Source organism: Williamsia muralis, assembly GCF_002735905.1.
Lineage (GTDB): Bacteria > Actinomycetota > Actinomycetes > Mycobacteriales > Mycobacteriaceae > Williamsia > Williamsia muralis_A.
Genome location: NZ_PEBD01000004.1, coordinates 360,334 through 373,864, shown reverse-complemented (window position 1 = coordinate 373,864; position 13,531 = coordinate 360,334). Strand labels below are relative to the sequence as shown.

Sequence of the window (13,531 nt, the reverse complement as noted above, 5' to 3'; positions counted from 1 at the left end):
TAGACCGGCGTGTCAGGAGGGCACGACGCTGCCGGCCAATCCGGCTCCGAGTGCGAAGGTGAAGATCTGCAGGATCAGGCCTACTACCGGAACCCAGAACGCCACCCGGCGCCGGACCATCAAAATGGTCGTCGCGATGATCGACATCACCACAACCGCCAGACCTCCACCATCTGCGACGACGTACGCCCACAGCAGATTGTCCGTGTCACACCGATCGGCGTAGCAGCTGTCGGTGGCCATGACGAAGAAGAGGCTCATGTACACGCTGCCCGCGAGGACGAGCACTTGCAGAGCCAGCAAGCAAAGCGTGGCGATGATGTCGGCGACCAGGCCTGGACTGCGGGGTGGAGTCGCCGGAATCGGGGTGGGGCGCGGGTACGTCATGGCGGGAGGGCCGTAGGTCATGACGTTGAGAGTAGAACCGCGCACCGAGGCCACGGCAGCGTGAAACTACTCAAAGCCGGTTTCCTGGTGTCACCTCCCGGGGCGTGATCAGGGATGACACGAACCGGGTTTTGTCATCGAGTGGCGACCGGCACGGGGAACAGCGCCCGCGGATTCTGGAGCAGCGCCGGCGGCACGACATCGCTGCGGGCAAGTACTCCTTCCCACTGGACGCGTCTGCGATGCGGAACGAGAGTCGTTGTACTGCGGGAGAATTGATAATCTCCCGTCAGCCTTCCTACCTGCAGATCCGGCGTGTCCGGAATCGGCACCGCGATCTCGTCGCCCACGGACAGGTCACCGACAAACGAGGCCAGGACGCGTAGATCCTTGCCCGGCCGACGTCCCGGAGCCCGTTCCTTCAGCAGCGTGCGGAGATCGCCGCCTGCCGCCGCGATGACGTCGATACCGGATTCGGTCCCGAAACCGACGATGCCGCGGCGCCTGAACTCTTCGTTCTGCTCTGCAGATGACGGCCGCACCACCCAGACCGTGCGGTCACCGGTGCGCAGCTGCGTCGGGACTTCTGGAGGGTCGGGCCAGAAGTACGGCATGTCGCCATCCACTTCCCCGAACACGGGGACATAGAACTCCGGGTCCTTCCGGACCAATGCGGCGCGGTGACTGAGGTAGAGGCGTTCGTCGTCCCACCACGGTGGCATCAGGCCATCAGCCACCAGCTCCGATTGGGGGCACCCGACCACTTCTGGCGCGAACTCCGCGATCTGCCCTGCGGTGGTGTCGGCCCGCCCGCCGGCGGTCCACACATCGACGAAGGTCAGTCCGTAGCAAACCAGGGCCGGGGTGTGTCCACGCCACATCTGAACCGCCGGATGACTCCCCCACCCGTAGTCGAAGAGTTCGAGCGCCCGCAGGATCTGCAGTGTTTCGACCCGTTGCTTCCCCAACCGCGGCACGTCCAGCACCGCGGCCGAGCGCGCGAAGTCCGGATACGGCAAGAAGGTCTGCATGGAGTTCGCATACCCCCTCGTGGCGATTTGATGCGGGCGGGCGGTGGGGAGGTGCGGGCCTGGTCGCACACAAGTCGCTGTCGGATGGCCGGATGTGACGTCAGGGATCAACCTGTGTGCACTCAGGCCCGCCTCTACCACTTTTCGCGACGAGACGTCGCCGGCCATCCACAGGCTGTGGATAGCCAGATGCGCGAATTATGTTTTGCGGCAACCATGCTCGAATGGGGGAAGTACGAACACGTGTGCAGCTCTTGGCCGGAGGGATGACCAAACGCGAAGTGTCGCGTCTGAATCGAATATTGCCTGAGGTGTACTCGACGTCCGAGCCGGGATATTTCGAACTTTGTACGGCAGTCACCTTGTGGAAGCCGACTGCCGTTCTCAGTCACACCACGGCTGCGTGGTTGTGGGGATTGCTGAAAGACGAGCCCATGACTGTCGAGGCCACCGTTTCGCCGAGCGTCTCGGTCCGCGGGCCGAGCTGGGTGCGGTTGCATCGGCGACCCGGTGTACATACGGTGCGCCGCAAAGGGCTGCCGGTGGTGCCGATCGAGCACTGCCTCATCGACGTCGCCACCACGCTTGATCAGGAGGCCCTCGAGGCTCTGTTCGACGCGGCAATCGGAACGCGGGTGAACTGGCGCGCGGTCGCTCAGCTGTGTGAGCAATCGACCGGACGCCATGGGATCGTCGCCGTTCGCGAGCAACTGCGCACGTGCTGTCCGCTCACGCGGTCCGAGGCAGAGAGATTGGTGGCGCGGGCGCTCAGTGCGCGCAACTTTCCACTCGAGATCAACGCGCGGGTCGGGCGGTTCTACGGTGACCTGGTGTGTCGGCGCGGACGGGTCATCATCGAAATCGACGGACGCGAATTCCATACGGACTCCGAGACTTTCAACAAGGACAGAAAGCGCCAGAACGAGCTCATCGACCAAGACTGGCGAATTCTTCGCTATTCGGCCGCGACAGCGATCGCCAACCTCGACGAAGTCGTCGACGACATCATCCGCGTCGTGCGTAAACGTCGCCGAAGCAGACGGGCCTGAGTGCACACAGGTACCCCGCATTCGTCGCATCCAGCCTCCCGACAGCAACTTGTGTGCAACCACGCGCGCCCCACGGCCTAAGTGCACACAGGTTGGTCCCTGACGTCACATCCGGCCACCTCGACCCGACTTCTGTGCAACCAGGCACACCAGACACACCAAGCACAAACGAAACCGGCCCACCCCCGAAGGAGTGGGCCGGTCGCGTGAACGGTTGAGCGAGAAGCGTGGACTAGAAGCCCATGCCGCCCATCTCGTCGCCGCCCGGCATGGCCGGTGCAGCGTTCTTCTCGGGCTTGTCGGCAACGACGGCCTCGGTGGTGAGGAACAGAGCCGCGATCGAGGCTGCGTTCTGCAGCGCCGAGCGGGTGACCTTCACCGGGTCGTTGATGCCACGGGCCAGCAGGTCCTCGTACACACCGGTTGCGGCGTTGAGGCCGGTTCCCAGCGGGCTGTTGCGGACCTTGTCGGCGACAACACCGGGCTCGAGGCCTGCGTTGATCGCGATCTGCTTGGCCGGAGCCTCCAGGGCGACGCGGACGATGTTGGCGCCAGTCGCCTCGTCGCCTTCCAGGGTGAGTCCGTCGATGGCGGGCTCGGACTGCAGAAGAGCCACGCCGCCACCGGCGACGATGCCCTCTTCGACAGCAGCCTTGGCGTTGCGCACGGCATCTTCGATGCGGTGCTTGCGCTCCTTGAGCTCGACCTCGGTGGCAGCACCGGCCTTGATGACAGCAACGCCGCCGGCCAGCTTGGCCAGACGTTCCTGCAGCTTCTCACGGTCGTAATCGGAGTCGCTGTTCTCGATCTCGGCGCGGATCTGCGACACACGACCGGCGATGGCGTCGGAGTCGCCCGAGCCCTCGACGATGGTGGTCTCGTCCTTGGTGACAACGACCTTGCGGGCGGTGCCGAGGAGTTCGACGCCGGCGCTCTCGAGCGACAGGCCGACCTCTTCGCTGATGACCTCGCCACCGGTGAGGATGGCGATGTCGGCCAGCATGGCCTTGCGACGGTCACCGAAGCCCGGAGCCTTGACGGCAACAGACTTGAAGGTGCCACGGATCTTGTTGACCACCAGGGTGGAAAGGGCTTCGCCCTCGACGTCCTCGGCGATGATCAGCAGCGGCTTGCCGGCCTGGATGACCTTCTCCAGCAGCGGCAGCAGGTCCTTGACGGTCGACACCTTGCCGGAGACCAGCAGGATGTACGGATCTTCGAGGACGGCTTCCTGGCGATCTGCGTCGGTCACGAAGTAACCGGAGATGTAGCCCTTGTCGAAGCGCATGCCCTCGGTGAGCTCGAGGCTCAGGCCGAAAGTCTGTGCCTCTTCGACGGTGATGACGCCTTCTTTGCCGACCTTGTCCATGGCCTCGGCGATGAGCTCACCGATGGCCGGGTCACCGGCGGAGATACCAGCGGTAGCAGCGATCTGCTCCTTGGTGTCGATCTCCTTGGCGGACTTCAGCAGCGACTCGGTGACGGCCTCGACGGCCTTCTCGATGCCGCGCTTGAGGCCCAGCGGGTTCGCGCCGGCAGCGACGTTGCGCAGACCTTCACGGACGAGTGCCTGTGCCAAAACGGTGGCGGTGGTGGTGCCGTCGCCCGCGACGTCGTCGGTCTTCTTGGCGACCTCTTTGACCAGCTCTGCGCCGATCTTCTCGTAGGGATCCTCGAGCTCGATCTCCTTGGCGATGGAGACGCCGTCGTTCGTGATGGTGGGGGCGCCCCACTTCTTTTCCAGCACGACGTTGCGACCCTTGGGTCCCAACGTCACCTTTACGGTGTCGGCGAGGGCGTTGAGGCCCCGCTCGAGGCCGCGACGGGCCTCTTCGTCAAATGCGATGATCTTGGCCATTACGAAGTGATCCTCCGATAGGGGGTGACACTGAAGTTCGTTGGCCGGATTCGGTGCCCGCGACGGACGACCGGTCGTGTCTAGGACCGATCTCACCGTCCCGACCTGGCACTCACGGTTGGTGAGTGCCAGCTCCCGTTTTAGCACTCACAGGTGCCGAGTGCAAGGTGGACCGTCCCCAGACCAAGCAACTTCACCGTAGGCGGAACGTCAGACGAAGACCCCGCTGAGGAAGCCGAGAACAGCCGTCGTCGCTGCCCGTTGTCCCTGGCCCTGACCGGCGGCGGTGCCTCCGAAGTCGATGCCTGTGCTCCACTGCGCGGTGCCCGGGAACATCCCGAGTCGAATCAGATGGCCCGCATTCTCCAGCCGCACGTGCTGGTCCAGCGGATGGTTGCGGGCGGCGAGCAATTCATCGGCCATTCGCTCGGAGGGCCACAGATGGTCATCGGTTCCGGAGATACAGAGCAGGGGCACGTCGATGACCTCGCTCCGTAGTCGGGCCGGTGAGCTGGTGACGGGTCCGAGCTCGTCGAGACCTGCGGCGTACGCGTCGTGCAGCTTGAGCAGACTCGGGCGGCCGTGTGCGATGTCTCGATGGACCCGCCACGCATTGCGGATGAGCTGAGGCATCAGGGAACCGGTCGGTAGAGGTGCCCATGGGACGGCCTGCCCACCCGATGTCCAGGTGGGGGTGTCTGGTATCTCGCCGTCGGGTCCGATGGCCTGCCACGACACCGAGCTCGGACTGATCAACACGAGACCGCTCACCGGCAGCTGCGTGACCGTGGCCGCGGCGAGCAGTCCTTCGGCACCCCTCGAGATGCCCATCGCCGTGATCCGCGCGCTGTCGATCCCGGGCAGCGACGTCAACGTGGCGACCGCGTCGGCGAACCGCTCGAGGGGGATGTGGGCCAGCGGCGCCTCGGCGTGTGCCGTCGACTCGTCGACCCAGGAGTAGGCCAGCGCTGCGAAGCCGTTGGAGGCGAGCGTCGCGATGGTCGCGCGCTGCGAGTCGACCCCGCCTTCGGACCCGCCGAAGCAGGCAACCGCGGGCCAGCCCGCGTCGGGCGCGGTGCCACCCGGCGTCGCCAGGAGAGCCGCTCGTCCGCCGATCTGTAGCTCGCGCACGTCGACGCCGACCTCGGACGGGAATCTCGACACCGTCCGCCGGGCCGACCTTCCGGTGGAGGTCGCCTCGATGGTCACGTGCCAGGGACCGACCGGGGGAACGAACAGGTCCGGCGCCGTGGAGTCGGAGATGTCGGGCCGCATCGCCCACAGTGGTGCGTCCGGATCGGCGACCGACCAGTCCCCCTCGATCGGGACATCCCGCGCGACATCGACGGTGCCGTCGGCCGATGACGTGAGGGCTGCCTGTGCGCGCCATCGGCGACCGAACAGGTCGGTCCCACTGGCGTCGATCTCTACGCGGACACCGGGTTCGGCACCGGTGAGCTGCACGCCGAAACTCTCGTCGTGCCGGGACGAGCTCGGCGCGGTGATCGCCAGACCGTCCGTGGTGTCGGGAGCGGGCGACGGCTGATCCACGATCGTCTCCGCACCTGCGTCCCGGTCGGACACCTCCACCGAACGCGTCTCGAACCAGTTCGGGAACACCGACGACACCACCCCGGCAATGCCGAGCAAGGTGAAGGGCGCCACCCAATAACAGATGATCGAGAGTGCGTCGCCGTCGTCCTTGATCGTCGCGTCGCCGTCGACGAGCGGAGGGACGATCGAGAGCAAGGTCATTGCACCGAAGGCCGCCACCCACATCCACGTCATGGCGTTGGTGATGTAGCGGAATCCGTCGGTGGTGGCAGTCTTCGCATCCACCGAGTCCTCGGCGTACTCACGGACGAACGGCCGGCCGAGCAGGACACCACCGAGAGCGATGAGAAACAGGCCGAGATTCGACAGCGGCTGCAGCCAGCGCTCGAGGACGTTGTCGTCGAGCGTGAGGGCGGCGATCACCAGCAGCACGAAGACGACGATCGTGCCGACCTCGAGAGAGCGGAAGGGCTCGCCACGCCAGCGCTGGAAGACCTGACCTGCGATGGTCAGTGCGAAGGCAACGAGTACCGCCGTCAGGAAACCCGCGTTACCCACCAGAACCCAGAACAGAATCCAGGGCGCGAACCCGATCACAAATCCCACGTTGCTTCCCCTACCTGTTCGGTTGCCGCTCCCACCGCAGCGATCAGTCGGGTCGGATTCGTCGCGGTCTCGCGGTCACCGAACGAACCCGCCGCCACAGTGCCTCGGAGAAATAAACACTAAGCCAATGAGGCGCCCTGAGCCCGGTTTTCAGCGCGGAGGCGGCACGCTTGCCTCAGGCCTCACCCATCGCGAGCACGTCTTCGACCAGCCGATCGGCGTAGGCGCGGTCAGCCGGGAGACCGAAGACCACGTGGTGGTAGAGCGGAGCGACGATGTGGTCGAGAGCCCGTCGCGCCGACGGCACCTTCTCCCCGCGGCTTCGTGCGCGTTCGATCATCGACTGCAGTTGGGCGTCACGGGTGTCCCAGCAAGGACATGTACCTATCTCCTTGCGGGCCCCGACCATCGCTCGCAGGTACGTCGTCCGCTCGGGGCGGGTGATGTCGTCGACGATCACCGTCGCCCAGGCGCGAAGGTCTCCGGCGATGCTGCCGGTGTCGGGGAGCGGTTCGTTCTTGGTCAGTGCCGCAACGGCGACCTCTTCGAGCAGAGCGTCCATCACGCCCCAGCGCCGGTAGATGCTCGTGGGGTTCACCCCGGCGCGTTCGGCGACCTGGGGAATCGTCATGGTCTCGCGGTATCCCTGGCTCACGAGTTCACCGACGGCGGCGTAGACAGCGGACTGCACGCGAGCACTCCGACCGCCAGGTCGGCGTGGAGCTGTTGATCGTGCGGGTGCGCTCATGCGACCATTATTGCAAATCGGGTGGCTTTAATCCGCCAGATGGTGCTACCGTCTCCAAAAGCAAACATCGTTGCTTTAACCGTTGGGAGATGTCATGCACCGACCCACCCTGGGTTCGAAGGCAGCATTTCGGCTGATCATCGTCACCACCATCGCCGTGATGTTCGGTGCCGCCGCTCCCTCGCCGCTGTATCCGGTTTATCAAGAGCTGTGGGGCTTTTCGTCGTTCACGCTGACCGTGATCTTCGCCGTCTACGTCATTGCGCTGCTCGCGGGTTTGCTGACCGTCGGATCACTGTCCGATCACGTGGGCAGGCGACCGGTGATCCTCGGTGCGCTAGCGGTCCTTACCGGTTCGATGCTGATGTTCGCCTTTGCTGACGGCGTTCCGATGCTGATCGCCGCCAGAGTTCTGCAGGGTCTTGCTGCCGGGGCCATCACCGGCACACTGAGCGCTGCCCTGGTCGATCTGCAGCCCACCCCACGGGCGGGTTCGATCGCCAGCTCCGCTTCTCCTCCAGGCGGATTGGCCCTCGGCGCCGTCGGGGCGGGGATTCTCGTGCAATACGCGCCGATGCCTCGCGAGTTGGTGTTCCTGTTGTTGGTCGCCACGTTTGTGCTCGTGGCAGCGGCCGTCGTGTTCGTCCCGGAGACGTCACCTCGCACCGGCTTCACCTCCCGCCGCCATCTGTGGAAGGTTGTGCGCCCCAACGCGAGTCTGCCGCCCGCCGTGCGCGGAGCTTTTCTGGCTGCGACCCCGGCCATGTTCGCCACGTGGTCCCTTGGTGGCCTTTATCTTTCGCTGGGTTCGTCGATCGTCGCGAGCATCCTCGGCCTGGAGAATCACATGGTGGCCGGCCTGATGATCGGGGCGTTCTTCGGGTCGGGTGCACTCGGCTCGGCCGTCGCATCGGGGTGGGGCGCCCACCGCAAACTGGCCGTCGGTCTGAGCACGCTCGGTACCGGACTGATCGTCAGCCTTGTCGCGACGCTGACGGCCAACGTGCCGGCCTATGCCACAGGTTCGGTGGTCGCCGGGTTCGGCTTCGGCGCAACGTTTGTCGGCGTGATGGCTACACTGATCGCGGTCACCGACCCCGCCGCCCGAGGCCAGGTGTTCTCCACCCTGTTCATCGTGAGTTACACCGCATTCAGCATTCCGGCCGTCGTCGCCGGGTTCGCCGTGATCCATGTCGGCCTGCGACCCACTGCTGTCGGCTATGGCCTCTTCGTCCTGGCGATGGTGATTCTGGCTGCAGGCGCGGCGATCTGGCGTGCACGGACCGAGCGGCAGACGTCTTCGCCACTCGTGCTTGCAATCGACGGCGAACTCGTCACGGCGGCGGCTGACACGTCGGACACCAGTAGATGACGCGGTCGAGGTCGGCGTTCCCACCGAGATCTCCCCGTTCGATCGTGGTGCCGCAGCGACGGCAGGATCGCCCGGCGCGCCCGTAGACCCAGAATCGCTCGCCATTGCGATCCACGTTGGTGACCCGGTTCGCCCGCGTGCGGTTGTATTCGAGTAGCTGCTTGGCGAGGTCAACCCACTCGGCCAAGTCGCCCGCTTCACCCGTGGGAACCGCCGGATGTACCCGCCTCAGAAAACACATCTCCACGCGAAAGACGTTGCCGATGCCGGCCAGGTTGCGCTGATCGAGTAGCGCCAGCCCGATCGGCCGTGTGAGGTCGGCGGCCAGGTGGTCGACGGCAGTTTGTGCATTCCAATCGGGCCCCAGCAGGTCGGGGCCCAGGTGGCCCACCGCCTCGTCCTCGTGGTCGCGCCGCAAGATCTCCAGTTTGCCCAGTTCGAAACCGACGGCCTGCACCTTTTCGGTCTCGAGGATGATCCTCGCCTTGAACCCGGGCCGGCGCCAGCGCGCACCTTTGGCGTAGATGTCCCAGCGACCCTCCATCTTCAGATGTGAATGTACGGTGCGGTCACCGACACGGATGAGCAGATGTTTGCCGCGGGCGATCACTTCATCCACCGTTCTGCCACTGAGATCCACGGTTGCGTATCGCGGCACCCGAACATCGCAGCGCGTCAACACTTTTCCGGCGAGTGCGCGATGCAGCCGGCCGGCTGCCTGATGGACGGTGTCACCTTCGGGCATGAATCCATTGATACCCCATCCCACGGCCGGGCCAGGGTGAACGGCCGCGCAAGGCGGCGCATCCTACGATGGGGCTACCCAGTCCCCGCCGGATCGAGAGGCACGCGTGTCCTACGGACAACCGATGATCGCCGGTGTCGTCACCGCACTTGTCGGTTTCACCAGCTCGTTTGCCGTGGTGCTAACCGGATTGCGGGCGGTCGGTGCGTCTTCCGAGCAAGCCGCCTCCGGGCTGTTCGCCCTGTGTCTGGTGATGTCGATCGGGATCGCGTTCCTGTCCCTGCGATATCGGATGCCGATCACGCTCGCATGGTCGACGCCGGGGGCGGCACTGCTCGCCGGCACGGCAGCCCCGGACGGAGGCTTCGCTGCGGCGATCGGGGCCTTCGTCCTCGTCGGGGTGATGGTGGTGGCGACCGGACTGTGGCCGCGGCTCGGCTCGTTTGTACAGGCGATTCCGGTGTCCATCGCCCAAGCAATGCTCGCGGGCATCGTGCTGCCCCTGTGTCTGGAGCCCGTGCGCGCTTTCGCCGGCGAACCGCTGGCGATTGCGCCGGTGGTGGTGGTGTGGCTGGTGCTCACCCGCTACGCCAAACGCTGGGCCGTGCCGGCAGCGTTTGCGACGGCCGCGGCGGTGATCGCAGTGGTCCTGGCGACCTCGGACAAGTCCGTGTCTGCCGACTCGCTCATCCCACGATTGCAGTTCGTACAGCCCGAATGGACGTGGCAGGCAGCCGTCGGTATCGCGATACCGCTCTACATCGTCACGATGGCCTCCCAGAACCTCCCCGGCACGGCGGTGATGGCCAGCTTCGGCTACAAGATCCCCTGGCGCGCTGCAATGCTCACGACAGGCATCGGTACCGCTGTCGCCGCGCCGGCAGGCGCGCACGCAGCCAATCTGGCGGCAATCAGCGCCGCCTTGTCCGCCGCACCGAGCGCAGATCCCGATCCCCGCCGGCGATGGATCGCCGCCGCCACCGGCAGCCCGATGTACCTGATCCTCGGCGTCGGCTCCGCGGCCATCACGGCGTTGGTTGCCGTGGCACCCGCCGGTGTGGTGGAAACCGTTGCCGGACTGGCGCTCCTGGACACCCTGGCCGTCGCTCTGGCGACCAGTCTCCGGGACGAGAACTCGCGAACTGCGGCAGTACTGACGTTTGTGGTTGCGGCCGCGGGCTTTTCGGTCCTGGGCATCGGCTCGGCATTTTGGGCACTTGTCGCAGGATTGGTGGTCTACGGCACGCTGCGACCCCAAGCTGAGGTGACCTCTCCCCCGGCCACAACATCGTGAGCCGTCCAATGGGCGGGCACGTGACAAGGTTGCCTGATGGTCCCTCTGCATCTCGCCTGTCGCCGGGTGCCAGCCCGATGGCCTAAGCCTGGAAAACAGGCGAGATGCTTGGGAGTGCCGGCCTGGGTTCAGTTCTCGGCGAGCCGATACCCTGCGTTTTCGACTGCATGTTGGACGTCGGCGTCGTTGATCGGGTTATCGCTGGTGAGTGTGATTACCCCGGTGGTCAGGTCGAGGTCGAGGTTGCTGATTCCGGGGAGTTGCTCGACGGTGCTGGCGACTTTGCGGGCGCAGCTTTGGCATGTCATTCCGCTGACGAGGTAGGTACGTGTGGTGGGCATGAAACGCCTTTCGTTGACGGGATTAACCCAGGCTGGGTGTTGCGTGGGCGGTTGGGTGATGCTGCCTACGCTCAGATCAGTTGCGCAGTAGAGCGGTGGCAGGGTTTTCCGGCGTTCGAACGAGCAGCGTGAGCTGTTCAATCAGAAGCGCGGGAAGCTGTGTGTCAGGCGTTGACTGACGACTGTTCGACGCTGACGTCTGCAGCAACGGGTGGTGGCTCCTGGTTAATGGCTTTGAAGTTGCGCAAACGCAGACTGTTGGAGACCACGAACACCGAGGAGAGCGCCATGGCGGCACCGGCGAGCATCGGGTTGAGCAGTCCAGCGGCAGCCAGTGGTAGCGCTGCAACGTTGTAGGCGAACGCCCAGAACAGATTTCCCTTGATGGTGGCGAGTGTTTTGCGGGCCAGGCGGATCGCGTCCGCTGCAGCACGCAGGTCGCCGCGGACGAGGGTGAGGTCGGACGCTTCGATTGCCACGTCTGTGCCGGTGCCCATTGCTAGGCCGAGGTCAGCTTGGGCCAGGGCGGCAGCATCATTGACGCCGTCACCGACCATGGCCACGACTTTGCCCTCATTCTGGAGACGTTCGATTACCGCCACTTTGTCTGCTGGCATGACGTCCGCGATCACGGCGTCGGGGCCGGGGTCGATTCCGACTGCCGCAGCAACCGACGCCGCGACGGTGGCGTTGTCGCCGGTGAGCAGGATTGGAGTCAGTCCGAGGTCGCGTAACTGCCGGATCGCTTCGGCGCTGGTGGGTTTGATCGCATCCGCTACGACCAGGACCCCTCGTGCTTTGCCGTCCCAGCCGACCGCGACTGCAGTCTGCCCGTTCTCCGCGGCAGCGGTCATCGCCGCTTCCAGGTTCGGGGGCAGGTGTTGGGACCATTCGGCGAGCAATTGGGGTCGGCCGACCAGTACTGCGTGGGTGGATTCACCGTCGGTGATGATGCCCTGGACGCCAAGTCCTTCTATGTTGGCGAAGTCCTCGACGGCGGGCAGTGTTCCGACCTGGTCGACCGCACCTGCGGCGATGGCGTGTGCGATCGGGTGCTCGGAGGCGTTCTCGAGGGCTCCTGCATACCGCAGTAGATTCCTGCGATTCTCACCGTTCGCAGGAATGACCTTGGTCAGGGTCATGTGGCCGGTGGTGACGGTTCCGGTCTTGTCGAGGACCACGGTGTCCACGCGTCGAGTTGTTTCGAGTACCTCGGGTCCCTTGATGAGGATGCCCAGTTGAGCGCCCCGTCCGGTGCCGACCATGAGGGCGGTCGGTGTTGCCAGCCCCAACGCGCAGGGGCAGGCAACGATGAGTACGGCGACGGAGGCAGTGAACGCGGCGGCAATGCTGCCGCCCGTCCCGGCCCAGAACCCGAACGTCGCGATGGCCAGGACGATCACTATGGGCACGAAAATGCCAGAGATCTTGTCTGCCAACCGTTGTGCCTGGGCCTTGCCATTCTGTGCGCCCTCTACCAGCCGAGCCATCTGCGCGAGTTGGGTATCGGCACCGACACGAGTGGCTTCGATCACGAGTCGGCCACCAGCGTTGACGGTGGCGCCGACGACCGTGTCTCCCGCCGCGACCTCGACGGGTACCGATTCGCCGGTGACCATCGATGCATCGACCGCCGATGTTCCTTCGACGATTGTGCCGTCGGTGGCGATCTTCTCCCCCGGCCGGACGACGAATCTGTCTCCGACGACGAGGTCGTCGATGCTCATTCGCTTTTCATATCCGTTGCGTAGGACCGAGACTTCCTTGGCGCCGAGTTGTAACAGCGCTTGTAGTGCCGCGCCGGCGCGTCGCTTGGACCGGGCCTCGAAGTAGCGGCCGAGCAAGATAAACGTGACGACTCCCGCGCCGACCTCGAGGTAGATGTTTGCCGCACCGTCACTGCGGGCGGTGGTGAGCTCAAATGGGTGCGTCATGCCAGGTTCGCCGGCTGTGCCGAAGAACAACGCGTAGAGCGACCATGACAGGGCTGCGCCGGTGCCCATGGAGATGAGCGTGTCCATCGTGGCGGTGGCGTGTTTGAAGTTGGTCCAGGTGGCTTTGTGGAACGGCAATCCGGCCCACACGATAACCGGCGCAGCCAGGGTGAGCGAGAGCCACTGCCAGTAGGTGAACTGTAGGGCCGGAACCATTGCGAGGGCGATCACCGGGATCGTGAGGACGGCCGAGACGATCACCCGAGTACGCAGCGCCCGGATGGACGCGTCTTGACCATGTTCGGCGACGTCGTCTTGGTCCTCGGTTGTTGTCGTGGCCTTGGGCACGTGCGCGCTGTAGCCGGCGGACTTGACTGCATCGATCAACGCCTCGGTTTCGATGCCCTCGGCGTAGGTGACCTTTGCCTTCTCGGTCGCATAGTTGACGGTGGCATTCACGCCGTCCAGCTTGTTCAGTTTGCGTTCAATGCGATTCGCACACGACGCGCACGTCATGCCACCGATCGCAAGCTCGACGTGACTACCAATATCGGTTGGTGTGGTCTTCCCCGTCGTGGTCATTCAAGCACCTTTCTCCTCAGGGCCGGGCAG

General features: G+C 65.0%; 11 protein-coding genes. 3 read left to right on the top strand and 8 right to left on the bottom strand.

Annotation, left to right across the window (positions count from 1 at the left end):
* Nucleotides 1–12: 12 nt before the first annotated feature.
* The gene (locus CSW57_RS02415) at nt 13–408 is read right to left on the bottom strand and encodes a hypothetical protein (protein ID WP_099381291.1); all 396 of its coding nucleotides are present in this window, start codon (nt 406–408) and stop codon (nt 13–15) included.
* Between the two features lie 113 nt (nt 409–521).
* On the bottom strand, nt 522–1,418 hold the full coding sequence (locus CSW57_RS02410) for an MSMEG_6728 family protein (RefSeq protein ID WP_099381290.1): 897 nt from the start codon (nt 1,416–1,418) through the stop codon (nt 522–524).
* A 224-nt stretch (nt 1,419–1,642) separates the two neighbouring features.
* Here CSW57_RS02410 and CSW57_RS02405 point away from each other — a divergent pair, with 224 nt between their 5' ends.
* Entirely contained in the window at nt 1,643–2,467 is an 825-nt protein-coding gene (locus CSW57_RS02405) for a DUF559 domain-containing protein (protein WP_099381289.1), read from the top strand.
* A gap of 232 nt (nt 2,468–2,699) precedes the next feature.
* Here the strand turns inward: CSW57_RS02405 and groL are convergent, their stop codons facing one another.
* The 3 genes from groL to CSW57_RS02390 all read right to left on the bottom strand — a co-directional run bounded on the left by groL (nt 2,700) and on the right by CSW57_RS02390 (nt 7,233).
* On the bottom strand, nt 2,700–4,325 hold the full coding sequence (groL, locus tag CSW57_RS02400) for a chaperonin GroEL (RefSeq protein ID WP_099381288.1): 1,626 nt from the start codon (nt 4,323–4,325) through the stop codon (nt 2,700–2,702).
* 210 nt (nt 4,326–4,535) lie between these two features.
* Nucleotides 4,536–6,485: an acyl-CoA thioesterase/BAAT N-terminal domain-containing protein gene (locus CSW57_RS02395; protein WP_099381287.1), complete on the bottom strand. Its 1,950-nt coding sequence runs from the start codon at nt 6,483–6,485 to the stop codon at nt 4,536–4,538.
* Nucleotides 6,486–6,660: 175 nt separating this feature from the next.
* Nucleotides 6,661–7,233, bottom strand: a complete 573-nt coding sequence (locus CSW57_RS02390; protein ID WP_099381286.1) for a TetR/AcrR family transcriptional regulator — start codon at nt 7,231–7,233, stop codon at nt 6,661–6,663.
* Between the two features lie 94 nt (nt 7,234–7,327).
* Here CSW57_RS02390 and CSW57_RS02385 point away from each other — a divergent pair, with 94 nt between their 5' ends.
* Nucleotides 7,328–8,605, top strand: coding sequence for an MFS transporter (locus tag CSW57_RS02385; RefSeq protein WP_099381285.1), 1,278 nt, complete (start codon nt 7,328–7,330; stop codon nt 8,603–8,605).
* Here CSW57_RS02385 and CSW57_RS02380 read toward each other — a convergent pair.
* Nucleotides 8,568–9,350: a DNA-formamidopyrimidine glycosylase family protein gene (locus tag CSW57_RS02380; RefSeq protein WP_099381985.1), complete on the bottom strand. Its 783-nt coding sequence runs from the start codon at nt 9,348–9,350 to the stop codon at nt 8,568–8,570. The two genes, CSW57_RS02385 and CSW57_RS02380, sit on opposite strands and share 38 nt — an antisense overlap.
* A 124-nt stretch (nt 9,351–9,474) precedes the next feature.
* On the opposite strand from CSW57_RS02380, the gene CSW57_RS02375 reads away from it, so the two are divergent.
* Entirely contained in the window at nt 9,475–10,644 is a 1,170-nt protein-coding gene (locus tag CSW57_RS02375) for a benzoate/H(+) symporter BenE family transporter (RefSeq protein WP_099381284.1), read from the top strand.
* Between the two features lie 128 nt (nt 10,645–10,772).
* Here CSW57_RS02375 and CSW57_RS02370 read toward each other — a convergent pair whose 3' ends face one another.
* Complete coding sequence (locus CSW57_RS02370) at nt 10,773–10,985, bottom strand: heavy-metal-associated domain-containing protein (protein WP_099381283.1); 213 nt, start codon at nt 10,983–10,985, stop codon at nt 10,773–10,775.
* 164 nt (nt 10,986–11,149) lie between these two features.
* Entirely contained in the window at nt 11,150–13,501 is a 2,352-nt protein-coding gene (locus CSW57_RS02365; RefSeq protein WP_099381282.1) for a heavy metal translocating P-type ATPase, read from the bottom strand.
* Nucleotides 13,502–13,531 lie beyond the last annotated feature (30 nt).